The 21,385-nt window shown below is 72.3% G+C and carries 19 protein-coding genes and 1 tRNA gene; 12 read left to right on the forward strand and 8 right to left on the reverse strand.

Annotated elements, in window-relative coordinates; all coding sequences use genetic code 11:
* Positions 1-25: 25 nt before the first annotated feature.
* Positions 26-2,134 (forward strand): multicopper oxidase family protein, encoded by a 2,109-nt coding sequence (locus ACXJKA_RS02605; RefSeq protein WP_456823606.1) that lies wholly within the window; start codon positions 26-28, stop codon positions 2,132-2,134.
* Positions 2,135-2,313: 179 nt separating this feature from the next.
* Here ACXJKA_RS02605 and ACXJKA_RS02610 read toward each other — a convergent pair.
* Together ACXJKA_RS02610 and ACXJKA_RS02615 are read right to left on the reverse strand one after the other, a co-directional pair.
* A tRNA-Lys gene (locus ACXJKA_RS02610) sits at positions 2,314-2,386 on the reverse strand.
* A gap of 692 nt (positions 2,387-3,078) precedes the next feature.
* Positions 3,079-3,675 carry a TIGR03086 family metal-binding protein gene (locus ACXJKA_RS02615; protein ID WP_456823607.1) on the reverse strand — a complete coding sequence of 199 codons (597 nt, stop codon included), beginning with the start codon at positions 3,673-3,675 and terminating at the stop codon, positions 3,079-3,081.
* A gap of 100 nt (positions 3,676-3,775) precedes the next feature.
* Here ACXJKA_RS02615 and ACXJKA_RS02620 point away from each other — a divergent pair, with 100 nt between their 5' ends.
* The 3 genes from ACXJKA_RS02620 (at position 3,776) to ACXJKA_RS02630 (ending at position 6,943) form a co-directional block, all read left to right on the forward strand.
* The gene (locus ACXJKA_RS02620) at positions 3,776-4,402 is read left to right on the forward strand and encodes a TetR/AcrR family transcriptional regulator (protein WP_456823608.1); all 627 of its coding nucleotides are present in this window, start codon (positions 3,776-3,778) and stop codon (positions 4,400-4,402) included.
* Between the two features lie 187 nt (positions 4,403-4,589).
* The gene (locus ACXJKA_RS02625; RefSeq protein ID WP_456823609.1) at positions 4,590-5,603 is read left to right on the forward strand and encodes a glycoside hydrolase family 43 protein; all 1,014 of its coding nucleotides are present in this window, start codon (positions 4,590-4,592) and stop codon (positions 5,601-5,603) included.
* Positions 5,603-6,943 (forward strand): oligosaccharide MFS transporter, encoded by a 1,341-nt coding sequence (locus tag ACXJKA_RS02630; RefSeq protein ID WP_456823610.1) that lies wholly within the window; start codon positions 5,603-5,605, stop codon positions 6,941-6,943. The genes ACXJKA_RS02625 and ACXJKA_RS02630 overlap by 1 nt, the downstream gene beginning before the upstream one ends.
* 124 nt (positions 6,944-7,067) lie before the next feature.
* On the opposite strand, the gene ACXJKA_RS02635 is transcribed toward ACXJKA_RS02630, so the two are convergent.
* The 3 genes from ACXJKA_RS02635 to ACXJKA_RS02645 form a co-directional block, all read right to left on the reverse strand.
* On the reverse strand, positions 7,068-8,387 hold the full coding sequence (locus ACXJKA_RS02635; RefSeq protein WP_456823611.1) for a glycosyltransferase: 1,320 nt from the start codon (positions 8,385-8,387) through the stop codon (positions 7,068-7,070).
* 163 nt (positions 8,388-8,550) lie between these two features.
* Entirely contained in the window at positions 8,551-8,841 is a 291-nt protein-coding gene (locus ACXJKA_RS02640; protein ID WP_456823612.1) for a hypothetical protein, read from the reverse strand.
* Between the two features lie 152 nt (positions 8,842-8,993).
* Positions 8,994-9,380 carry a DUF4406 domain-containing protein gene (locus ACXJKA_RS02645; RefSeq protein WP_456823613.1) on the reverse strand — a complete coding sequence of 129 codons (387 nt, stop codon included), beginning with the start codon at positions 9,378-9,380 and terminating at the stop codon, positions 8,994-8,996.
* 46 nt (positions 9,381-9,426) lie between these two features.
* Here ACXJKA_RS02645 and ACXJKA_RS02650 point away from each other — a divergent pair, with 46 nt between their 5' ends.
* Both ACXJKA_RS02650 and ACXJKA_RS02655 read left to right on the forward strand, forming a co-directional pair.
* Positions 9,427-10,179: a DeoR/GlpR family DNA-binding transcription regulator gene (locus ACXJKA_RS02650; protein ID WP_456823614.1), complete on the forward strand. Its 753-nt coding sequence runs from the start codon at positions 9,427-9,429 to the stop codon at positions 10,177-10,179.
* 342 nt (positions 10,180-10,521) lie between these two features.
* On the forward strand, positions 10,522-11,430 hold the full coding sequence (locus tag ACXJKA_RS02655) for a helix-turn-helix transcriptional regulator (protein WP_456823615.1): 909 nt from the start codon (positions 10,522-10,524) through the stop codon (positions 11,428-11,430).
* An 18-nt stretch (positions 11,431-11,448) separates the two neighbouring features.
* Here the strand turns inward: ACXJKA_RS02655 and ACXJKA_RS02660 are convergent, their stop codons facing one another.
* On the reverse strand, positions 11,449-12,018 hold the full coding sequence (locus tag ACXJKA_RS02660) for an NADPH-dependent FMN reductase (RefSeq protein ID WP_456823616.1): 570 nt from the start codon (positions 12,016-12,018) through the stop codon (positions 11,449-11,451).
* Between the two features lie 248 nt (positions 12,019-12,266).
* Between ACXJKA_RS02660 and ACXJKA_RS02665 the strand changes: the two genes are divergently transcribed.
* The 6 genes from ACXJKA_RS02665 (at position 12,267) to ACXJKA_RS02690 (ending at position 18,511) form a co-directional block, all read left to right on the forward strand.
* Positions 12,267-13,085, forward strand: a complete 819-nt coding sequence (locus ACXJKA_RS02665; RefSeq protein WP_456823617.1) for a hypothetical protein — start codon at positions 12,267-12,269, stop codon at positions 13,083-13,085.
* Positions 13,086-13,095: 10 nt separating this feature from the next.
* The gene (locus tag ACXJKA_RS02670; protein WP_456823618.1) at positions 13,096-15,183 is read left to right on the forward strand and encodes a histidine kinase; all 2,088 of its coding nucleotides are present in this window, start codon (positions 13,096-13,098) and stop codon (positions 15,181-15,183) included.
* Positions 15,180-15,827 carry a response regulator gene (locus ACXJKA_RS02675; protein ID WP_456823619.1) on the forward strand — a complete coding sequence of 216 codons (648 nt, stop codon included), beginning with the start codon at positions 15,180-15,182 and terminating at the stop codon, positions 15,825-15,827. The genes ACXJKA_RS02670 and ACXJKA_RS02675 overlap by 4 nt, the downstream gene beginning before the upstream one ends.
* Positions 15,828-16,028: 201 nt before the next feature.
* A complete protein-coding gene (locus tag ACXJKA_RS02680) occupies positions 16,029-16,607 on the forward strand; it encodes a hypothetical protein (RefSeq protein WP_456823620.1) in 579 nt (192 codons plus the stop codon).
* Positions 16,607-17,806: an MFS transporter gene (locus ACXJKA_RS02685; RefSeq protein ID WP_456823621.1), complete on the forward strand. Its 1,200-nt coding sequence runs from the start codon at positions 16,607-16,609 to the stop codon at positions 17,804-17,806. The genes ACXJKA_RS02680 and ACXJKA_RS02685 overlap by 1 nt, the downstream gene beginning before the upstream one ends.
* 81 nt (positions 17,807-17,887) lie before the next feature.
* Positions 17,888-18,511 (forward strand): dihydrofolate reductase family protein, encoded by a 624-nt coding sequence (locus tag ACXJKA_RS02690; RefSeq protein WP_456823622.1) that lies wholly within the window; start codon positions 17,888-17,890, stop codon positions 18,509-18,511.
* Between the two features lie 9 nt (positions 18,512-18,520).
* Here the strand turns inward: ACXJKA_RS02690 and ACXJKA_RS02695 are convergent, their stop codons facing one another.
* Together ACXJKA_RS02695 and ACXJKA_RS02700 are read right to left on the reverse strand one after the other, a co-directional pair.
* Positions 18,521-19,171 (reverse strand): response regulator transcription factor, encoded by a 651-nt coding sequence (locus ACXJKA_RS02695; RefSeq protein WP_456823623.1) that lies wholly within the window; start codon positions 19,169-19,171, stop codon positions 18,521-18,523.
* Entirely contained in the window at positions 19,168-21,372 is a 2,205-nt protein-coding gene (locus ACXJKA_RS02700; RefSeq protein WP_456823624.1) for a sensor histidine kinase, read from the reverse strand. Before ACXJKA_RS02700 ends, ACXJKA_RS02695 begins: the two co-directional genes overlap by 4 nt.
* Between the last annotated feature and the right edge of the window lie 13 nt (positions 21,373-21,385).

Below are 21,385 nucleotides of genomic sequence, written 5' to 3' on the forward strand. Positions count from 1 at the left end.
GCAACGCGCTCGACGAGGAGTCGAAATGAGTGACATCACCACGTCGCCGTCAGCAGCAGGCGTCTCACGACGGACCGTTCTCAAGACTGCCGGCGCAGCCTTCGGCCTCTACTTCGTCGGGGTCCTCGGCGGTAGGCCCTGGGTGCTCGAGGCCGCGGCCGGCGAGGCCGCCGCCGGCTTCCTCGACCCACTGTCGGTGCCGAAGTGGGTGACGCCTCTCGTGGTCCCGCCGGTGATGCCGACCACGGGCAGCACCGCGCTGCGCGGAGGCAAGAAGGCCGATCTGTACGACATCGCGGTCCGGCAGATCAGCCAGCAGGTGCTGCCCGCGCCTCTCCCACCGACCACGCTGTGGGCCTACGGGCCGACGTCGGCCCGCTCGGGCAAGGCCACCCTCCTCTTCCACGCACCTAGCGCGACGATCGAGGCCAAGTGGCAGCGACCGGTCCGCGTCACCTGGCGCAACGAGCTCGTCGACGCCGACGGCCACTTCTTGCCGCACCTCCTGCCCATCGACCCGACGCTGCACTGGGCGAACCCACCCGGCGGCACCACTGACCGTGACAGCCGGCCCACGTTCGCCGCGACGCCGGGGCCCTACCGAGGCCCGGTGCCCGTGGTGACGCACGTCCACGGCGCCGTCGGCGTCGGCGACGAGAGCGACGGCTACCCGGAGGCCTGGTACCTGCCCGACGCCGTGGACGTCCCCGTTGATCACGCGCACGACGGGACCTGGTACGCGTTCTTCCGGTCGAAGGCCGAGGGGGCGCACGGCGTGTCCTGGCCCGCGGGAGGCGCGACCTTCCACTACCCAGACGACCAGCGCGCCTCGACGCTCTGGTTCCACGACCACACCCTGGGGATGACGCGCGCAAACGTCTACGCGGGACCCGCAGGCTTCTACCTGCTGCGGGGCGGGCCGCACGGGGACGACGCGGTGATCGACTCGCGGACAGGACAGCCTGCGGTGCTGCCGGGGCCCGCACCCAAGGCGGCGGACGGGTTCCCCAGCAGCAAGCCGTACCGCGAGATCCCGCTCGCGATCCAGGACCGCTCGTTCCTCTCCGACGGGTCGCTCTTCTATCCCGACTCCCGCGAGTACTTCGACGGCACCGTGGGCCCGTACGTGCCCGAGGGTGACGTCTCGCCGATCTGGAACCCCGAGTTCTTCGGCAACACGATGATGGTCAACGGCCACACCTGGCCGACGCACACCGTCGAGCAGCGCCGATACCGGTTCCGTCTGCTCAACGGCTGCAACTCGCGATTCCTCATCCTCGACCTCGGCCTCCCTGGTGCGGAGGCGTGGCAGATCGGAACCGAGGGTGGATTCCTCGCCGCACCGGTGAACCTCACTGCCGAGCACGGTGGCCGCCTGCTCCTCGGCCCGGCCGAGCGCGCGGACGTGATCCTCGACCTCACGCACGTGCCGGTCGGCTCGCACATCATCAGGAACCTCGGACCGGACGAGCCCTTCGGTGGAGGGCAGCCCGACGACGACTTCGATGTCGCCGACCCGGCGTCCACCGGTCAGGTGCTCCAGCTCGTCGTGGTCCCCGCGACGAGTCCGGACCTCACCACGCCCCCGGCCTTCCTGGTGCTCCCCGCGATCGACCCTCTCCCGACGACGTCGGTCCGGCGACTCGCGCTGGTCGAGGAGATGTCCATGGCTCCCGAGCTCGCGGACGACCCCCCACCCATCGCTGCGCTGCTGGGCACCGTGGACGCCACGGGCACGTGGTCCACCTACATGTGGAGCGACCCGATCACCGAGAACCCGGCCGTGGGCGCGGCGGAGACCTGGGAGATCTACAACTCAACCGCGGACGCCCACCCGATCCACGTCCACGAGGTCGTCTTCCAGGTCGCGGACCGGGAGCCGGTGGTGATCGACGAGGCGACGCACAACATCGCCCCCGCAGGCGGGGCCCGACCGCCCGAGCCCGGTGAGAACGGCTGGAAGGACACCGTCATCGCCTACCCCGGCGAGGTGACCCGGATCCGCATGCGGTTCGGCCGCGGCGGCCAGTTCGTCTGGCACTGCCACATCGTCGAGCACGAGGACAACGAGATGATGCGGCCGTACCGCATCGGCCCGGAGCAGCCGGGACAGCCGGGGCATCCTCCGGCCTAGCGTGGCCGACCATCGAGCCTGCGCGGTCGGCATCCGGCCGCGGAGGGTCGATGGTCGAGTGACACCGCTGGTCGGCGTCAGCCGCCCCGACCGGCAGCCAGAGCTCGACCGCGCCGGTATTGACGACCACCTCCGCCGCGACCGTCATGCGCCAGGACTAGGAAGAATCCCTGGTCAAGTGGGCCCCGTGGGGATCGAACCCACAACCCGCGGATTAAAAGTCCGCTGCTCTGCCAATTGAGCTAGAGGCCCGGTGGATGGGGACATAACTGAGAGAAACGCTCGGGACAAGTCCCGTGTAGTTCAAGCCCCTGGTGCCCCTCACCTCGACTGAGACCCTACGACACGACGGGTCCGGGCTATCCCATCGGGCACCCTGTCAGGGGTCTACCCGGCGCGATTCGGTTGTGCCAGGTTGCGCAGTGGTCGCTCGCGGAGCCACCAACCAACTCACTGAACGTGCCACATCGCCAGCCCGCAGCCACTCGTGTCGCTCGGAGTGCGGATCGCGCTGGGAGTCCCGCCACGCCACCATGACGTGCGTCGACGTCCACCGCACCGCCCGCGCAGGCCGCCACTCCTCGGATCCGTCGGACCACATCACCCGCACAATTACTGGCACGTCGCCTTGCGGGCGCAGGGGTGGCGCCTCAGGTGCCTCTCGGTTCGCCACCGAGCGGGGATCGCGACCTCCACTCACTGGGCGAGCGTATCGAACGTTTGTTCGGGCGCGGTTCGTGTCGCGGTGAACTGACCTCCGGATCACCCCTGGTTGACGACCTGACCGACCCGATCCGCGAGATCGCAAGACCCGACCACCGCAGCGCTGGCACGAACCCCGAGCGCCGTCCTGTTCGTGCCGATTCGCACCAGCGGAAGCGCAACGTGCGGTGGGTCGGGCGCCGACTCGCGTCGGCCCGTCCCGCACAGGTCTCGGGTCGCCGCTACCCGGCTGCACGTGCAAGCGGTGACCACTCCGGGTCGCGGCCGAGGAAGCGCAGGAGCTCGGCCGCGGCGTCGTCGACGTCCACCGGGTCGAGGGCCGGCGCGTACGCGCCCCACTGTCGCAGCGGCTCGACGAGCTCGTGGGCGACCGGCAGGAGGGCCGCGGCGAGCTCGTCGTCGAGGGGGGACGGCTGGTCGGTGGCGACAGCGATGTCCCAGGCGTGGATGGCCGCGTCGAGGGCCGCCGCGCCCGCGGCGAGGTGGGCAGGGAGCGTGCCCTGCGGCAGAGGTGTCGGCGCGGTGCCCCGCGGGTCGACGCCGGCGAATGCCCGGGCGGCAGCGGCGAGGGCGGGCTCGAGCAGCTCGAGCGGCGCACCCGTCAGGGCACCGTCCGGGGCGAACGGGTCGCCGGTCGGGCCGTCCCGGCCTGTGATGAACAGGGAGTACGCGCGCTGGTCGCCGGCGGCGTGCTGCAGGACCTGCGCGACGTCCCACGCGGTGCATGGGGTCGGGCGGGCGAGGTCCGGCGAGCGGAGCGCGCGGACGGTGCGGTGCAGGGCGGTGTGTGCGCGGTCCAGGACGTCGAAGTCGGTCATCGTGCTCTCCTCAGGCCTCCGAGGGCTTAACGGAATGATCCATTCCGTTAGTAGGAACATAGCGGAGCGATCCGTTCCGTTCAAGTGCTACGGTCAGCCCATGACAGCCCTGAGCGGCCGGCGCGGCCAGGCCGCCCGCAACGACGTCGCCATCCTCGCCGCCGCTCGTGAGTGCTTCACGCTCGACCCGGGCGCGCCCGTGTCCGCGGTCGCCCAAGCCGCCGGCGTCGGCATCAGCGCGCTCTACCGGCGCTACCCGAGCAAGGAGGCGCTGCTCGCGCGCCTGTGTCTCGACGGTCTCGGCGAGTTCATCGACATCGCGCGCCGCGCGAGCGCCGAGGCGGACGCGGGCGAGGCGTTCGCCGTGTTCGTCCGGGGCATCGTGGAGGCGGACGTGCACGCGCTGACCGTCAGCCTGGCAGGGTTGTTCCACCCCACCGATGAGCATCGCGCTCGCGCGGCCGACTCGGGCCGCCTTGCGCACGAGCTGCTCACCGCCGCGCAGGCGGCCGGCGTCGTGCGGAGCGACGTCGTCGACGAGGACCTGCCGATGCTCTGGGAGCAGCTGACCGCGGTCCACGGCGCCGACGCAGCCCGCACCGCGCAACTGCGTCGTCGGTATGTCGAGATCCAGCTCGCGGGCCTGCGCCCGGTGACCGCGGACCCGCTTCCCGAGGGCGCTCCGACCACCGCGGAGCTCGGCGCCCGCTGGGTCCCGCGCGTCTGACGCACTGCCGACCGCAGAGGGCACGGCGAGACAGGTCGTGCCGGCATGGGTTGACGCCGCGACTCGTCGGGAAGTGCGCCTCAGGGTCAGACCTGGCCGAAGTTGTGCAGGTCAGAGCCGTCCTCAGCGTCGCTTTGTCCTGCTACGTTGCGATCCTGTCCCTGTCTCAGCGGCGAGGAGGCACTCCATGCCCGTGGACCCCGTGTCGAACCCCATCGTGCTCCAGCGCGCAGATCCCTGCGTCCTGCGCCACGACGGCCAGTACTACTTCACGGGTTCGCACCCGTTGTACGACCGCATCGTCCTGCGCCGGGCAGAACGCCTCGCGGACCTGCAGGCCGCGCCCGAGGTGACCATCTGGAGCAAGCACGCCGAAGGGCCGCAGTCCAACCTCATCTGGGCGCCCGAGCTCCATCGCATCGGTGAAGCCTGGTACGTCTACTACGCCGCGGCGCCCAACCCGGACGTCACCTTCGACGTCCCCGATGCGGACGACACCTTCAACCACCGTGTCTACTGCCTCGAGTGCCTCGACGCGGACCCCCTCACCGGCACCTGGACGGAGAAAGGCCAGGTGGACACCGGCTGGGAGTCCTTCGCGCTCGACGCGACGAGCTTCGTCCTCCGTGGCGACCAGTACCTGGTGTGGGCGCAGCAGGACTTCGCGGTGAAGGGGCACTCGAACCTCTACATCGCGCGCATGGAGAACCCGTGGACGCTCGCGACGCCCGCGGTGATGCTGTGCCGGCCGGAGCTCGACTGGGAGATCATCGGGTTCTGGGTCGCGGAGGGTCCGTCGGTCCTGCAGCGGGACGGGCGGCTGTTCCTCACCTACAGCGCCTCCGCGACGGGTATCGACTACGCGATGGGGCTGCTCACCGCGTCCGCGGATGCGGATCTCCTCGATCCTGCGAGCTGGACCAAGTCTCCCGAGCCGGTCTTCACCAGCGCCCCCGAGAACGGCGTCTACGGTCCGGGCCACAACAGCTTCACGGAGTCGATCGAGGGGGAGACGGTGCTGGTCTATCACGCCCGCAGCTACACGGAGCTCATCGGCAACCCCTTGTGGGATCCCAACCGGCACGCCTGCGCGCAGGTCCTGCCCTTCGCGGACGGTGAGCCCCGATGGGGGGTGCCGCAGCCGCTGAGCCGTCCGGTGCCCTCCGGTGTCGAGGTGCTTGCGTCCGACGGGACGATCTGATGAGCGACCGGGGCGGTCAGGCCACCGTGGCTCCGGCCACCGGGCCCAGGTTCGTCGACTCGATCAAGCGCCCGGTGCTGTGGAACTACGGCGGGATCTACTTCTTCTACTTCGTCGCCTGGCAGTTCATCTTCACGTTCATGGGCCTGTGGCTCGACGACGAGGGCATGTCGTCGACGAGCATCGGCAGGGTGAGCACGGTCATGGCGCTCACCGCGCTGTGCCTGCAGCCGCTGTACGGATTCCTTCAGGACCGCCTGGGCTTCCGCAAGCCGCTGTTCTCGTTCGTGGTCGTGTGCGCCGCGCTGATCGGGCCGTTCTTCCTGTTCGTGTTCAAGCCGCTCATCGACGTCGACCAGACCCTCGCCGCCGTGGTCGGTGGCATGTACCTCAGCCTCGTCACCTATGCGGGCGTGTCCGTGGTCGAGGCCTTCAACGAGCGCGCGAGCCGAGCCAACGGGTTCGAGTACGGCCACGCGCGGCTCTTCGGCGCGCTCGGCGGCTCCTTCGCCTCGGCCATCGGCGGACTGGTCTGGAGCACCAACCCCGACAACATCTGGTGGGCCGCGTCGTTCTCTGCCCTGGTGCTGGGCGTCCTGCTCTTCGTCGCGCGAGTGCCGCGCCAGCCAGCCGGTGCGAAGGGGGCCGGGGGCGAGTCGAAGGTGCACAAGGTCAGCAAGGAGGACATCCGCAAGCTGGTCACGGACCGCAACTTCCTCGGTTTCGTGGTCCTCATGATGGGCACGGCCGCCCTGTACGACGTGTTCGACCAGCAGTACTCGATCTACTTCACCGGCCTCGTCGACCACACGGACCCCGAGGCGCTGTTCGGCACGGTGGTGTCGATCCAGATCCTGCTCGAGGCCGTGGTGCTGATCTTCACGCCCGCCATCATCAACCGGATCGGCGCCAAGCGCGGACTGCAGGTCTTCGCCGCGATCCTCGTCGTGCGGGTGCTGGGCTCCGCGCTCTTCACCAGCACGGGGGCACTGATCGCCTGGCGGTGGCTCGCCGCGATCGAGATGCCGTTCATGCTCGTCTCGGTGATGAAGTACATCACCCGGATGTTCGACGTGAAGATCTCCGCGACCGCGTACATGCTCGGTTTCGGCGTCGCGAAGTCCCTGGGGGTTGCGGTCTTCTCCGGGGCGTTCGGCCGGTCCTACGACAAGAACGGGTTCTCCCAGTCCTACCTGATCATGGGCGTGGTGATCCTGATCGCGACCATCCTCGCGAGCCTTCTCATGGGCGACGACAAGGGCCGTGAGGCGCCCACGGGCGAACTTGCCGACGGGGTCGCCGTCGGGATCGACGACCAGGGGAGTGCCCCTGGGCGTTGAGCCGCGTGCTGCGCCACGAGGGCCGCGTCCTCACTTGGCCCGCGCTGACGCGCGTCTCCCTCGCAGACCGGGGTTGGCGTCGGTGGGCGCGGCGGTCCCCCTGACGCCGCGCCCACCGGGCCCCTCAGGCGGCGACCGTCGCGCGCTCCCGCGCCGTCTCCTCGACGACCTCGACCGTGCGGGCGACGGCGTCGTAGCGCGCATACTCCGCGGCGAGCTCGGTCGCGCGCCGCCGGTACGACGGGTCGGCCAGCACGTCGAGAACACCCGCGCGGACGGCGGCCGCGGCGGCCACGTCCTGCGCGTCGGTCCGTACCCCGACCCCGGTGCCCGACCAGACGACCCGTGCGGTCACCTCGGCCTTGTCCTCGGTCCGGCCTGCGACGACGAGCGGGACGCCGTGCGCGAGCGCCTGCTGGACCCCGCCGAAGCCGCCGTTGGTCACCATCACGTCGACGAGCGGCAGCAGGTGCTCGAACGGCACGAACCGTGCGGCACGCACGTTCGACGGCCGGTCCGGCAGGAAGTCGTCGGGCTCCCCGATCGCGGTCGTCGCGACGACGAGCACGTCCTCGTCCGCGAGCCCCTCGAGCGTCGGGCGCAGCAGCCGGTCGGGGTCGGTGGCGATCGTCCCCTGCGTGACCAGGACGACCGGCCGCCCGGCCTCGCGGGCCGCCCGCACGTCCGACCACCACGCCGGCTCGTCGAACGCGTCCACGCCGCGCGGCGTGATCTGGCCGACGAACTCGAGCTCGGGGTGCGGCTCCAGCCGCGGGTACTCGAACCCCGGCACCGACGCCTGCAGCAGCCGGTCAGCGAGCGTCCCCACCCAGTCGAAGAAGAAGACGTCGAGGTCGCCGGCGCCCACCTGCTCGGCGACGAGCTGCGCCTCGCGCTGGGCCTCGCGGAAGACGACCTTCTGGATCAGCAGGGTCAGGACCCGCTGCTTGAGGCGGTCGAGCGCGTGGCGCGGCGGCTGCAGACCGGGCCCGAACGGTGGGACGTCGCGGCCCGAGAGCTGCAGGGGGAGGACGGACAGCTGGACCGACGGCACGCCGTGCCGCCGAGCGGCGAGCGCTCCGGCGACGAACGCGCTCTCCACCACGACGACGTCAGGCTGCTCGGCGGCGAGGTAGGCGGAGACGTCGTCGACGTAGGCGGGCACGGTCCGCACGAAGAGGTGCACGACCTCCCAGCGCAGGCGGCGCAGGCCGGGCGCGGGGGCGCCGTTGGCGTCGGACCAGGCGTTGACGTCGGAGTCGTCCTCGTCGCGGCCGAGGGTCATCGGGACGTACCGCGCGCCGGTCGCCTCCACGGCGTCGGCGAACTTGCTGCCGGTGTAGACGGCGACGTCGTGACCGGCGTCGACGAGGGCCCGCACGATCGGCAGCGCGGGTCGCACGTGCCCGGTGATCGGCGTGAGGGTGAACAGGACCTTGCTCATGACGAGTGCTCTCCAGCTTCGGCACGGTGGACAGAGGCGGCGGGTTGCCGCCATGTCAGGAACCCGGCCGGACCGGCCTGATACGTCCGGTTCGACCGGGTTTCCTGACGAAAGGTGCCGGGTGTGCCACTTGCGAACGACTGGTGCCGGCTTGAGGCCGTCGTCAGTCGAGCGAGCCGTGGCGGAACACGCGCCAGACGGTGGGCAGCATCTGCTTCCTCGGGACGCCGCGCAGGATGCGGGTGATCTGCGCGCCCGCGACCAGGGCACCGAGGGCGCCGAGGACCGTCTGCACGACGATGAGGCCGACGAGGACGTTCTCGGCGTCGAGCCCGAAGGCCGCGCTGATCACCGGCGCAGCGAGCCACACGGGGATCCACCAGAGCAGGATCAGGAGCACGCCCACGCGCAGACGCGCGGGCGAGATGTGAGCCCTCGGGGCGGCGTCGTCCATCGGGGTCGACTCTGGCACGAGTGCGCCCCGAACAACCGCACGGATCACCCAGAAGGCCCGCCGGCTCACCGCCGCACGCTCGGCGCGCGTTGTCGAGCCGTCGTGGAGATCGCCGGGGCTGTGCAGGCTCGAGCCTGCCGGGCGCGCTGACGTCAGCCGGGCAGCTCAGAGGCCACGAACCCGGGGATGTCTTCAACGCGGTGGTAGACCGGCAATCCGCGTTCTTGCGCGATTGCGACGTCCTGGTCAGCGCCGGTCGACTCGCCCTCCAGGCGCAGGACGGCATCGCAGTGCTGCAGCAGTCGTTCAGCCGTGGGGTACATGACGCTCTGCGCGAGCGGGCTCAGCGGGCCGTCGGCACCCGCGCTGCTGAGCACGGGAAGTGCCACCCACTCGCCGATCATCGGGAGGTGACCGCTGCGGAAGATGGGCCAGGCGGCCTGCTCGAGACGTTCGAGGTTCTGCGCCATCAGGTCGGGGTCGTCGCCCGTGCCGGAGCGGTAGGGGCCAGCAATCAAGATCATCATGGGTGTCGTCATGTGCAGTAGTATGCATGAATCGGAAGAAACAAGGGAGATCGTGCAGATGCTCGCTGCTCAGCGGAAAGAACTCCTCCTGGACCGGCTGCGGGTCGACGGGCGGCTCGTGGCCAAGGAGCTGGCGACCGAGCTGGACACCTCCGAGGACACCATCCGTCGTGACCTGCGCGAGCTCGCCGACGCGGGGCTCTGCCAGCGCGTGTACGGCGGCGCCATCCCGGTGCCCTTGGCCGCGGCAAGCTACGCGCGACGGCAGGAGATCGCGACGGCGAGCAAGCACCGCGTGGCGCTGGCCTGCGTGGGTCTGATCCAGCCGCGGAGCACGCTGATCCTCGACGGCGGCACGACGGCGCTCGAGGTCGCCCGACTTCTCCCGGTCGATCTCGAGGTCACGGTGATCACCCACAGCCCGACGATCGCCGTCGCGCTCGTCGACCACCCGGCCGAGGTGTTCATCATCGGCGGTCGACTGTTCAAGCACTCGGTCGTGGCATCCGGGGCGGCCGCGGCCGAGGCGGCGGCTCAGGTCACCGCCGACCTGTTCCTGATGGGCGTGACGGGCGTGCGGTCGGACACGGGCCTGACGACGGGTGACGTCGACGAGGCTGCGATGAAGCGAACCCTCTCGCGGCGAGCGGCCCAGACGTGGGTCATGGCGAGCGAGGAGAAGATCGGCGCGGCATCGCCGTTCTCGGTGCTTCGTCTCGACGAGGTCGCCGGGATCGTCAGCGACGCCGACCCGCAGAACCCCGTCCTCACCGAGGTCGAACGCGCCGGGGTGGACGTACTCCGCGCTTGAGTCGCGGTCGACGAGATCCCCGTCGCCCGTTCCTCCGGTCGCGCGTTCTCGCTCACCGCCGGTCGACGCGCAGGGTGGTGGCGGTGACAGCCGCTGGCCGTGTCGACGTGCCGGTAGCCGACCTCAACGACGGTGCGGACGGCGGCGCCCGTCTCGGCGGGTGGGGCTGGAAGACGCCAAGCCGAGGGCGGGCATGGCCACGCCGTTGTTCAGGGTGAGGGCGGGGATCGCGGTCGTCATGGCGTCCACCGTACGAACGAGCCGAGCCCTCTGGAGGGCCTGTCGTGACCCGGTAACGCCAGTACCTCCCCGCTGCGGACGCCGGAACGTACCGTCGTCGGTATGGATCTGAGCGCGGAGACCCGTGAGTTCCTCATGACGCGTCGCGGCCGCATCACGCCGGAGCGCGCCGGTCTGGCGGCGTACGGCGGCAACCGGCGCGTGCCCGGGCTGCGCCGCGAGGAGGTCTCGATGCTCGCCGGCGTGAGCATCGACTACTACACGCGCATGGAGCGCGGGAACCTCTCCGGGGTCTCCGAGGAAGTCCTCGAGGCCTTGGCAGGGGCGTTGCAGCTGGACGAGGCCGAGCGCGGTCACCTGTTCGACCTGGCCCGTGCGGCCAACGCATCCGGCGCCGCCCGGTCCCGAGCCCGCACGGCGCCGACGCCTGTCCTGCGTCCCGTCGTCCAGCGCATCGTGGACGCCCTGGAGGGTGCGCCGGCATTCGTGCGCAACGGTCGCCTGGACGTGCTCGGCGCCAACCTGCTCGGCCGTGCGCTGTACTCGCCGCTCTACGACTCGATGCAGCGTGCGCCCGGCAGGCCGGTCAACACCGCCCGTTTCCAGTTCCTCGACCCGGCCGGCGCGCGAGCGTTCTGGGGCGAGAAGGCCGACCGCATGGCGCACGACGCCGTCGCAATCCTCCGCGCCGAAGCCGGCCGGAACCCGTACGACAAGCGCCTGACCGACCTTGTCGGGGAGCTGTCCACCCGCAGCGAGGACTTCCGCCGCCTGTGGGCCTCGCACGACGTCCGGTATCACCGCTCCGGGACCAAGGTGTTCCATCACCCGGCGGTCGGCCTGCTCGAGCTCGACTACGAGGCCCTCGTCCTGCCCGCCGACCCCGGGCTGCAGCTCAACGTGTACTCGGCGGTCCCGGGCTCGCCGTCCGCGGACGGTCTGAAGGTCCTCGCCTCCTGGGCCGCGACGACCTTGACCGACCACCGCGCGGTCGACGCGGCGACGAACTGACAAACCCTCAGCGCCGGGTCACGCCCGGGGGAGAACGGTCAGCACGCGCACCAGGTGCTCGCGGAACTCGGCCATGAACCGGCGCAGGAGCGCCTCGGTGCCCTCCAGGAGGACCTCCCCGTCGTCGGTGAACATGTCCGGTGTCCAGCGCAGATATGCCTCGGGTGCCGTCATCTGCCGGGCGTTGACGAAGCTGAGCACCCCGCGCAGGCTCTGCTGGGCCATGGCCGTGCCGATGGGTCCCGTCGACATCCCGATCACGGCCGCGGGGATGTGGTCGAAGGAGTTCTGGCCCCATGGTCGCGAGGCCCAGTCGATCGCGTTCTTCAGCCCGCCGGGGATGGACCGGTTGTACTCCGGAGTGACGAAGAGAACGGCCTGCACGGAGGCGATCGCCTCCTTCAACGCCCGGGCCTCGACGGGGAAGTCGTCGTCGTGGTCGGGGCTGTACAGCGGCAGGTCCTTGATCGGGATCTCGCGGAGCTCGAGGTCGTGCGGCGCCACGCGGACCAGCGCCTTCGCCAGGGTGCGGTTGATGGACGACGACGACAGGCTCCCGACGAAGTACCCGACTCGGTACGTGGTCACGACTCACCATCCTCTTCGGGCGGGAACGTTCGCGGTTCATGCCACCGTACCGACGCTCGAACGGTCTCGTCGGTCGGCGGCTCTCATCCCCGATCGTCAGGTGGTGCAGCGGGCAGGTGGACCGCGACGCGGAGACCGCCGGCGGCCCGCGGGGTGAGGGTGACGGTCCCGTCGCGTGCTCGGGCCGGGACAACTCCGGGACACCTCGGCGATGTGCCCGGGACACCCGGCCGACGACCGTAGCGGTCATGACAACAACAACCCTCAGTGCCCCGTCCACCTCCCACTCCGCTCCCGAGCCGGCGGTGACGTCGAGCTGGCGGCGCCGCGCGGCTGTCGGCGTCACGGCCTTCCTGGCCTCCGCGCTCCCCGTCGTGTTCACCGTCAACCTCACCCGCATGCTCGTCACCGGCATCGAGCCGGACCACCGCTTCCACCAGGCGACCGGCCAGGGCCTGATCCTGTGTGCGCTGTGGCTGGGGGCACTGCTGCCGCTGGTCCGGGCCGGGTGGAGCGGTCGCCGACCGTCCACGGCGACAGGCCTTCTGCACCTCGCCCTCGCAGGCTCCGGCGTCGTCTGCGCGGTGGTGGCTCCCGGGGGCGGCGCGCCGTTCCTGATCGGCGTCATCGTGGTCACCGGCGCCCTGCTCTGGCTCGCGATGCCGCGGCGGCCGCGGCTGCGGGGTCCGGTCCGCATCGACCCCGTCCTCGCTCCTCTCGCGCTGGCCCTGGCCGCGTTCCTGACCCCTTACGCGATCAACCAGCTCGCGCTCCAGAACCTGGCGACGACCGGCCTCCACTCGGAGAACCCGCACCTGTTCGACATGGCCTGGACGTCGGTCACGCTCATCGTCCTGGCAGTTCTGGCGGCGCTGCTGCCGGCCGGCCGCTCGCTCGTCGCGTGGGTCGCCGTCTCGTGCCTGGGCTTCGGCCTCGCCGGTCTCGCGTTCGGCGAGGGGACCACGTGGTCGCTCCTGGCGCTCGCTTTCGGCGTGGTCTCGGCGGTCGCCGCGTGGATGCAGCGCCGCAACCCCGTTGAGCCCTCGACCGAGCAGTGCGGGATCTAGGATCCCCGCCATGGCCGTTGTGGTCGACCAGTCGGTCCGCCCCGCCCCGCGACCCGGTCAGCCCGGGCGTGGGGCTGCGGTGCGCCTCGTGCTGCGCCACCGCTGGGCGAGCCTGGTCGCCGCGCTCGCGTGCGGCGCATCGGTCGCCGCGGTCGCGCTCATGACCATCGGCGACGTCTGGCACCTGCCGCCGGCCCCCCAGCTGGTCGTCGACGCGACCGTCGGGTTCGTCTACCCGGTGACCGCGCTCGTCATCCTCCTGGGGCGGGCCCCTGCTCGCGGGACGCGGGCGCTCGCGTGGGTGATGCTCGGCGCGGGGCTCGCGTCCGCGCTCGCCGTGCTGACGGCCGCCCTCGCGCTCGTCGCGTCCGAGCCGAGCGACCTCGTCGGGATCCTCGTCCAGCTGCAGAGCTGGCTCTGGGTCCCCGGGTTCCTGCCGCTGGTGACCTGGGTCCCGCTGCTGTACCCGGACGGGCTGCTGCCCGGTCGGATCTGGCGGGTCGTCGCGTCCGCCGCCGGTGCAGGGATCGTCCTGCTCGCCCTCGCTGTCGGTCTCTACCCAGAGGACTTCCAGGGCGCCGTCCCGATCGCCAAGCCGGTCACTAACGAGGGCGTGGCGAAGGTGTTGGCGGTCGCCGCGGCGGTCCTGCTGGTGCCGGCGACGATCGCCTCGGTGTGGAGCCTCGTGCTCCGGCTGCGTCGGTCGCAGGGGCTTCGTCGGCGGCAGGTCGTCGTCCTCCTGGTCGCGGCCGGGACGCTGGTCGCGGCGACCCTGGCGCAGGGTCTGCTCCCCAGTCCGGTCGACGTGCTCGTCCAGGCCGCCGCCGTGGCGCTGGTCCCGATCGCGATCGGGGTGGCGGTCACGCGCCACCGGCTCTACGACCTCGACACGGCGGTCTGTCGTGCCCTGGTGACCGCGAGCCTCGCCATCTGCCTGATCGGTGTCTACCTCAGCGTCTTCGCGGTGCTGCAGGCGGTCGGCGACGAGCGTTCGGCGCTCAGCGCCGCCGTCGCGGCGGGGGTAACAGGCGCGTTGATCCACCCGCTGGGTCGGCGGCTGTGGGCCGGCGCCGACCGCCTGTTCTACGGCGACCGCGCCGACCCGTACGCGGTGACGTCCCGACTCTCGTCGCGGCTCGCCGCGCCTGGGCTCGACATCGCCGCGGTCCCGGACGTGATGTGCCAGAGCGTCGTCTCGTCGTTGCGGCTGGGCGCGGCCGAGGTGTGGTTGCTCGTCGACGGCGAGGAGCGACGGCTGGCGAGGGCCGGGGACTCGTCGACGTCCGGCGAGCGGTTCGCGATGAGGCATCGGGGCGAGACGGCCGGGTGGCTCGTCGTCGCGCCGCGCCCGGGCGAGGTCGTCGTCACCGAGCGGGATGCGGACATCCTCGCGGGCATCGCCGATCTCGTGGCGCCCTCGATCGCCGCCCTGCGGCTGCACCAGGAGCTGCAACGCAGCCGCGAGCTGCTCGTGGCCGCCCGTGAAGCCGAGCGGCAGCGTCTGCGGCGGGAGCTCCACGACGGCGTGGGGGCGACGCTGGCCGGCCTGCGGCTCCAGGTCGAGTCCGCGCAGGCGTTGGTGGCCGATCCCACCGCGAGCGCCCTCCTCAAGGCCGCCGGTGGCAGCGTCGGCCACGCGGTCGCGGAGGTGCGCACCATCTCCAACGGGCTGCGCCCGCCCGGGATCGACGACCTCGGGCTCGCCCGTGCGCTGGTGCTGCTCGCGGAGCGGCACCGCACGACCGGGCTCGCTGTCGAGGTCGCCATCGACGAGGTGGGCGAGGTCGGTGCGGCCACCGAGGTCGCGACGTACCGGATCGCGGCCGAGGCCCTCGCGAACGTCTCGGGACATGCGCACGCTAACCGGATCGTCCTGACCCTCACCCGGAGCGCCGACGCGCTGGCCCTCGTCGTCGTCGACGACGGTGTCGGGCCGGACGGCGGCCGCGACCCGCGTCCCGGATCGGGCCTCGGCATCGCGTCGATGCGGCAGCGCGCCGAGGAGATCGGCGGATCCCTGACCGTGCGGGCCGTCGATCCCGGACCCGGTACCGAGCTGCGCGCGGTGCTCCCCTCGACCCTGGAAGGGCCGCGATGACCCGCGTGCTGCTCGTCGACGACCACCCGCTGTTCCTCGACGGCGTGCGTGCGGCGCTCTCCGGCGCCGAAGGGCTCGAGGTGGTCGGTGAGGCTCACGACGTGGCCGCCGCGCTCGCGCTGGTGACCGAGCTCCGCCCGGACGTGGTGCTCATGGACCTCAACCTCCCCGACGGGTCCGGCATCGACGCCACCAGGGCGGTGCTCCGGTCGAGCCCCGAGACCCGCGTGCTCGTGATGACGATGGCGGACCAGGACGACGCCGTCGTCGCGGCCATGCGCGCGGGTGCCCGCGGCTACGTGGTCAAGGGTGCCGGCCGTGCCGAGCTGATCCAGTCGGTGCAGACCGTCGCCGCCGGCGGCGCCGTGTTCAGCACCACCGTCGCCGACCGCCTCGTCGACTACTTCGCCGGGCTCGCCGCTCAACCCGGGCGCGAGGTCTTCCCCCGGCTGAGCGACCGGGAACGGGAGGTCCTCGAGCTCGTCGCCCGCGGCCACGACAACCGGCGCATCGCGCGGGAGCTGTTCATCTCCGACAAGACGGTGCGCAACCACGTGTCGTCGCTGTTCACCAAGCTCGACGTCCCCGACCGGGCCGAGGCCATCCGCCGCGCCCGCGGGGCAGGCATGGGCGAGCTGCCCTGAGGTCCGCGCGCCGTCGTCACACCTGCCCGGGGAAGAGCCCGAAGCGAGCCATCGGCTCGACCAGCGGCGACAGCGTCCACGAGAAGCTCGGCCCCTTCGCGCCCGCCGCCGAGCGCGGGCGGGTCGTGGCGTTCCTGGCGTGGCTCGTCGCGCCCCGCTGACCAGCGACCTCGACCCACGACGCATCGACAATCGCCCATCATGGTGGGCATGCTCCTCAACCAGCGGATCGCCGACGGGATCCGCAGCGGCGAGGTGACGCTGGCGTTCCGGCGATGGGCGACGCCCCGGGTCAAGCCCGGCGGCTCATTCCTGTCGTCGGTGGGCATCGTTCTCGTCGGACCCGTCGACGAGGTCAGCGGCGCGACGCCCGACGAGGCGCGCGCGGCCGGTGCGTCGTCGGTGGACGAGGTGGTCGGCGGCCGGACCGAGCTCCCGCTGTACCGGATCGGGCTCTCGTGGGGTGGTCCCGACCCGCGCGAGGCGCTGTCCGCCGACACGTCGTTCACTGCGGAACAGCTGGAGGCGCTCGCGGCCACGCTCGCCCGCTGGGACGCATCGACGCCGTGGACGCGACAGACGCTCGAGCTGGTCCGCGACCGCCCGGCGACCCGCGCGCCCGACCTGGCCGCCTCGGTCGGGCGCGAGACCGCTCCGTTCAAGCGGGACGTCCGCCGGCTCAAGGAGCTCGGCCTGACGCACAGCCTCGAGGTCGGCTACCGGCTCTCGCCGCGCGGGCGGGCGTACCTGGACCGCGCGGAATCGGGCGCGACGAGCTGATGGCCAAGGCGGAGCGCGGCCTCGAGCGGCCGACGGATGCGCTGCCACCGCTGTACGCGGCCGGCTTCGTCACGGCTTTCGGCGCCCACAGCGTCGCCGCGGGACTTGGTGCCAGCGGGGAGAGCCTGGGGCTGAACCTGCTGCGCATCGGCTTCCTGATCGCGATCTACGACGTCGCCGAGGTCGTCCTCAAGCCGGTGTTCGGCTCCCTGAGCGACCGGATCGGCGCCAAGCCCGTGATCGTCGGCGGCCTCGTCGCCTTCGCCGTCACGTCGTCGATCGGGGTGTGGGGGGCGGAGCCGCTGGTCCTCGTCCTCGCCCGGCTGGGGCAGGGGGCGGCCGCTTCGGCGTTCTCCCCGGCCGCGTCCGCCACGGTCGCCCGGCTAGCGGGCCCGGGCCGGGCCGGCCGGTACTTCGGGCGGTACGGCTCGTGGAAGGCGCTCGGCTACACCCTCGGCCCACTGATCGGCGCGGCACTCCTGCACCTGGGCGGGTTCCCGCTCCTCTTCGTCGCGCTGGCTGCCGTCGCCGCACTGGCCGCGGTCTGGGTCGCCGTCCGGCTGCCCCGGATCGAGCCGCTGCCCCGGCCGCGCTACACCGTCGCCGACGTGGTCCGGCAGTCCACCCATCGACAGTTCGTGATCCCCACCCTGGTCCTGGCGGCGTCGACCGGCGCGCTCGGGGCGGCCATCGGGTTCCTGCCCGCCCTGGCCGACCATCTGGGGGCGGGGCTGCTGGCCGCCCTGGGGATCGCCTCGGTCCTGGCGCTGTGCTCGACCCTGACGCAACCTCTGGCGGGTGCCTTGCGCGACCGGAACCGTCTCACCGACCCCGCCGGGATGACGGGCGGGCTGCTCCTGGCCGCGGGCGGCGCCCTGCTTGCCGCCGTGCTGCCCTCCGTCGTCGGTCTCTACCTGGCGGGCGGCCTCATCGGGGCGGGGATCGGGGTGTCGACGCCCTTCGCGTTCGCCTACCTCGCCGAGACGACACCCCATGAGCGCATGGGTCGCACCATGGGCACCGCCGAGCTGGGTCGCGAGCTCGGCGACGCCGGCGGCCCGCTCCTCGTCGGGGCCGTCGCGACGGTCTGGTCGCTCCCCGTCGGCCTCGGCGCGCTCGCCCTCGTCCTGGCCGCGACGAGCGCACTGCCCGGGGGCGATCGACTCGTCCCCGCGCCACCGAGCGTCGGCGGAGGTTGACCTCAACCCGCTCTCGGCCTGCCCCAACCCGGGTCTACCCTCGAACGGTCGCCCACACCGTGGATCAGCCGAGGAGCAGCCATGGGCCGCCTGCACATCGACCTGTTCGTCACCCTCGACGGCGTCGCGCAGGCGCCGGGCGCCCCCGAGGAGGACCCGTCCGACGGCTTCCCCTTCGGCGGCTGGCAGGCGCCGCTGTTCGACGACGTCGTCGGCCGTGAGGTGGGCGCCGGCATCGCGGCCATGGACGCGTTGCTGCTCGGACGCCGGACGTACGACATCTTCGCCGGGTACTGGCCGCACCAGGACGGCGACATCGCGCGCCAGCTCAACGCCGTGCCCAAGTACGTCGCCAGCCGCGGGACGCCGGACCTCGGCTGGGCGGGGACCACCCTGCTCGGCGCGGACGTCGTGGCGGAGATCCGGGCCGTGCGGGACCGGCACGAGAGCACCCACGTCATCGGCAGCGTCGACCTCGTCCAGACGCTGCTCGCCGAGCGGTTGTTCGACGTGCTGACGCTCTGGGTCTACCCGATCGTCCTCGGCCAGGGGAAGAAGGTCTTCCCCGACGGTGTCCGGGCGTCGGGGCTCACGCTGCTCGAGCCGCCGGTGACGGGGAGCGCCGGTGCGGTCCAGCTGCGCTACGCCCCGACGGGCGCCGACCCGGGCACAGGTGACATGACCGAGGTGGACGGCGCGGCCTGACACCAGGCTTCAGGCCCGACCGAGGCCCGCGTCCCGGGCGCGCGCGATCGCCGCGGCGCGGTCCGCCACCTGGAGCTTGACGAGCACGTTCGACACGACGTTGCGCACGGTCTTCGCACTGATCCCCAGCCGCTCGCCGATCGCCGGGTTGCCGAGCCCGCGCGCGAGCAGGTCCAGCACCTGGTTCTCGCGCGGGGTGAGCTGCACGAACGGACCGAGGTCGGGCGGTGCGGCGGCGAACCAGGCGGCGAGACGTCCGGCGAGCTCCCGCCCGAACACGGCGTCCCCGCGCGCGACCGAGCGCACGGCGGCGAGGACGGTGGCGGGCTCCTCGGCCTTGAGGACGTACCCGCGCGCGCCGGCCTGGATGGCGCGGAACACGAGCGCGTCGTCGTCGTACATGGTCAGGACGAGGACGCCGGTGTGCGGCGCGGCGGCGACGATGCGCCGAGTCGCCTCCACACCGTCGAGCTCGGGCATCTTGAGGTCGAGCACGACGACATCGGGCGTGAGCTCCTCGGTCCGGGCGACCGCGTCCGCCCCGTTGCCCACCTGCGCGACGACGACGATGTCGCCCGCAGCCGCGAGCAGCCCCACGAGCCCTTCGCGGTACAACGGGTGGTCGTCGGCGACCACCACGCGGGTGGCGTCCCCGGTCATGTGGACGCCCCGACCGCCACCAGAGGCAGGACGGCGACAAGCCGCGTCCCGCCACCGGGCGCCGGCGAGACGACGAGCTCGCCCCCCAGCTCACCGGCCCGCTCGTGCATCGTCGTCAGGCCGACCCCGGCCCGCGCCCCGGGCGCCATCCCGGTGCCGTCGTCCTGCACGGTGACCCGCAAGGCGTCCGGCAGACGTTCGATCGACACCTGTGCGTGCGCGGCTCCGGCGTGCGCGACGACGTTGGCCAGCGCGCCGACGGCGATCCGGTACGCCGCCACCTCGGCCGCCGCGGGCAGGACCTCGTGGCCGAGGTCGCTGACCACGTCGACCTTCACGGCGAGCTCGTCGGCGTGCTCGCGGAGCGCGAGAACCAGCCCGCGCTCGTCGAGCGCCGGGGGACGCAGCCCGTACGAGAGCTCGCGGACCTCGGCCGCCGCCTGGGTGGCAGACACCGCGATGCCGGCGAGCGCGCGGTCGAGCTCGCCCTCCCGCCCCTGCTGCGTGACGAGGGCCTGGGCGGTGGCCGCACGCAGCGCGATGCCGGCGATGGTCGGGGTGACCTCGTCGTGGAGCATGCGGCGCAGCGCGCGACGCTCCTCCTCGCGGGCCAGCACGAGGCGCTCGCGCGAGGCCCGCACGGCGGCGTCGAGGCGTTCCTCGGCGACGGCCGCGGCGACCCGCCCGGCAAGGCCGGCGAGCAGCCGACGCTCCGCGGGGTCGAAGGGCTCGTCCGGTCGGCGGCGGGCGATCCGCAGGGTGCCGAGGCGCTCCGAGTGGTGCACGAGGGGGAGGGCCTCGACGGCGTCGTCGGACGGCGGACCGGTCGATGGCCCCGCAGCGACCAGCGGTCGGCCGACGGCGTCGATCCCCACCCATGGCGAGCGCAGCGCGTGCGCGATCTCGTCGGCCACCAGCGAGAGGACGTCGCGACGGGTGGCGTCCGCGATCCGCTCCCCGAGCCGGCTGAGTGCGCGGTACGGGTCGTCCCGGTCGCCGTAGAGCGCCCGGCGGCCGAGGCCGGTCAGTCCCCGGCGCATGGGGTCCAGCGTGAGCGCGACACCCGCGGCCGCCACCAGCGCCACCTGCACGGGCACCACGGCCGAGGCCGAGGCGCCCAGCAGGGCGGTGATGCCCGTGTAGACGACGACGATGCCGAGCGTGAGCCCGGAGGCCACGAGCGTGCGCAGCAGGACGACGTCGAGGCCGAAGAGTCGCTGCCGCAGCAGGGCGACGAGCAGTCCGGCCACGGCGACGAGACCCGGAAGCCCGATCCAGGTGCCGGGCAGCAGCGACCGACCGACGAGGAGCTGCGGGACGAGCCAGAGCGCGGCGGCGAGCATCAGCGCGGCCGCCCCGGTGAGACCGACCCACCGGACCTGCCGCGCGGCATCCTGATCAGGTGCGCCGCCGCGAACCCGACGGGCGAACACGACGATCGCGACGACGAACACGATCAGGGTCAGCGCGGCCTCGGCGTTGAGGGCCGCGCTCGCGGCCGCGAACGGACCGGCGGACGAGCCGATCACCGCCACCGCCGTCGCGAGGAGTGCGGGCGCGACGGACGCCGGTGTCGCGAACCGCGACCACAGAGTCCGCCACGGGAAGATGAGCGCGAACGCGAGCACCCCGCCCCACCCGAGCAGGTAGCAGCCGACGACAGCACCGAGGAACAGGTTCCGCGGCCACGACGAGAACCCGCCATGCAGCGGGAGCTCGAGCAGGTACACGATCGTGCTGGTGGCGAGCCCGGTCCCCATGAGCAGGAGGGCCTGGGCGGCCCGGTCGCGCGGGCGACGCACGAACGCGTAGGCACCCACGCCCAGCAAGGAGCCGACGAACAGGAGCGTCGACCATCCCGGTGCCAGCCGGGTGGCGACGTCGGCCGGCCCGAGCCGGACGTCGACGACGAGATGCTCGCCGTCGCGCACGAGCGCGTACCGCACGGAGTCCACCGACGACGTGACCATGCCGGTCACCTCGTCGCCCGCGTGCACCGGGCAGCCGACCTCGGCGACCGGGAGCACGCCCGTCGTCGCCCACGCACTGGGCGCCGACGTCAGCCGCGCGCACTCGCCGGCTGTGTCAACACGCCAGGCGACGAACGCGGCACAGATCGCGAGCGCCACCGACACGAGCACCAGCACGCCTGCCGGGCTGCCCTGCGCTGTCACCCGCCGTCCCGCGGACGGAGCACCCATGCGCTCATCGTGG

Source organism: Cellulomonas sp. P5_E12, from assembly GCF_054049315.1.

What these genes read in the sequence shown, in the direction of transcription:
- ACXJKA_RS02605 (WP_456823606.1), top strand. Translation starts at nt 26, where the DNA reads ATGAGTGACATCACCACGTCGCCGTCAGCAGCAGGCGTCTCACGACGG.
- ACXJKA_RS02615 (WP_456823607.1), bottom strand. Translation starts at nt 3,675, where the DNA reads ATGACCGACTTCGACGTCCTGGACCGCGCACACACCGCCCTGCACCGC.
- ACXJKA_RS02620 (WP_456823608.1), top strand. Translation starts at nt 3,776, where the DNA reads ATGACAGCCCTGAGCGGCCGGCGCGGCCAGGCCGCCCGCAACGACGTC.
- ACXJKA_RS02625 (WP_456823609.1), top strand. Translation starts at nt 4,590, where the DNA reads ATGCCCGTGGACCCCGTGTCGAACCCCATCGTGCTCCAGCGCGCAGAT.
- ACXJKA_RS02630 (WP_456823610.1), top strand. Translation starts at nt 5,603, where the DNA reads ATGAGCGACCGGGGCGGTCAGGCCACCGTGGCTCCGGCCACCGGGCCC.
- ACXJKA_RS02635 (WP_456823611.1), bottom strand. Translation starts at nt 8,387, where the DNA reads ATGAGCAAGGTCCTGTTCACCCTCACGCCGATCACCGGGCACGTGCGA.
- ACXJKA_RS02640 (WP_456823612.1), bottom strand. Translation starts at nt 8,841, where the DNA reads ATGGACGACGCCGCCCCGAGGGCTCACATCTCGCCCGCGCGTCTGCGC.
- ACXJKA_RS02645 (WP_456823613.1), bottom strand. Translation starts at nt 9,380, where the DNA reads ATGACGACACCCATGATGATCTTGATTGCTGGCCCCTACCGCTCCGGC.
- ACXJKA_RS02650 (WP_456823614.1), top strand. Translation starts at nt 9,427, where the DNA reads ATGCTCGCTGCTCAGCGGAAAGAACTCCTCCTGGACCGGCTGCGGGTC.
- ACXJKA_RS02655 (WP_456823615.1), top strand. Translation starts at nt 10,522, where the DNA reads ATGGATCTGAGCGCGGAGACCCGTGAGTTCCTCATGACGCGTCGCGGC.
- ACXJKA_RS02665 (WP_456823617.1), top strand. Translation starts at nt 12,267, where the DNA reads ATGACAACAACAACCCTCAGTGCCCCGTCCACCTCCCACTCCGCTCCC.
- ACXJKA_RS02670 (WP_456823618.1), top strand. Translation starts at nt 13,096, where the DNA reads ATGGCCGTTGTGGTCGACCAGTCGGTCCGCCCCGCCCCGCGACCCGGT.
- ACXJKA_RS02675 (WP_456823619.1), top strand. Translation starts at nt 15,180, where the DNA reads ATGACCCGCGTGCTGCTCGTCGACGACCACCCGCTGTTCCTCGACGGC.
- ACXJKA_RS02680 (WP_456823620.1), top strand. Translation starts at nt 16,029, where the DNA reads ATGGTGGGCATGCTCCTCAACCAGCGGATCGCCGACGGGATCCGCAGC.
- ACXJKA_RS02685 (WP_456823621.1), top strand. Translation starts at nt 16,607, where the DNA reads ATGGCCAAGGCGGAGCGCGGCCTCGAGCGGCCGACGGATGCGCTGCCA.
- ACXJKA_RS02690 (WP_456823622.1), top strand. Translation starts at nt 17,888, where the DNA reads ATGGGCCGCCTGCACATCGACCTGTTCGTCACCCTCGACGGCGTCGCG.
- ACXJKA_RS02695 (WP_456823623.1), bottom strand. Translation starts at nt 19,171, where the DNA reads ATGACCGGGGACGCCACCCGCGTGGTGGTCGCCGACGACCACCCGTTG.
- ACXJKA_RS02700 (WP_456823624.1), bottom strand. Translation starts at nt 21,372, where the DNA reads ATGGGTGCTCCGTCCGCGGGACGGCGGGTGACAGCGCAGGGCAGCCCG.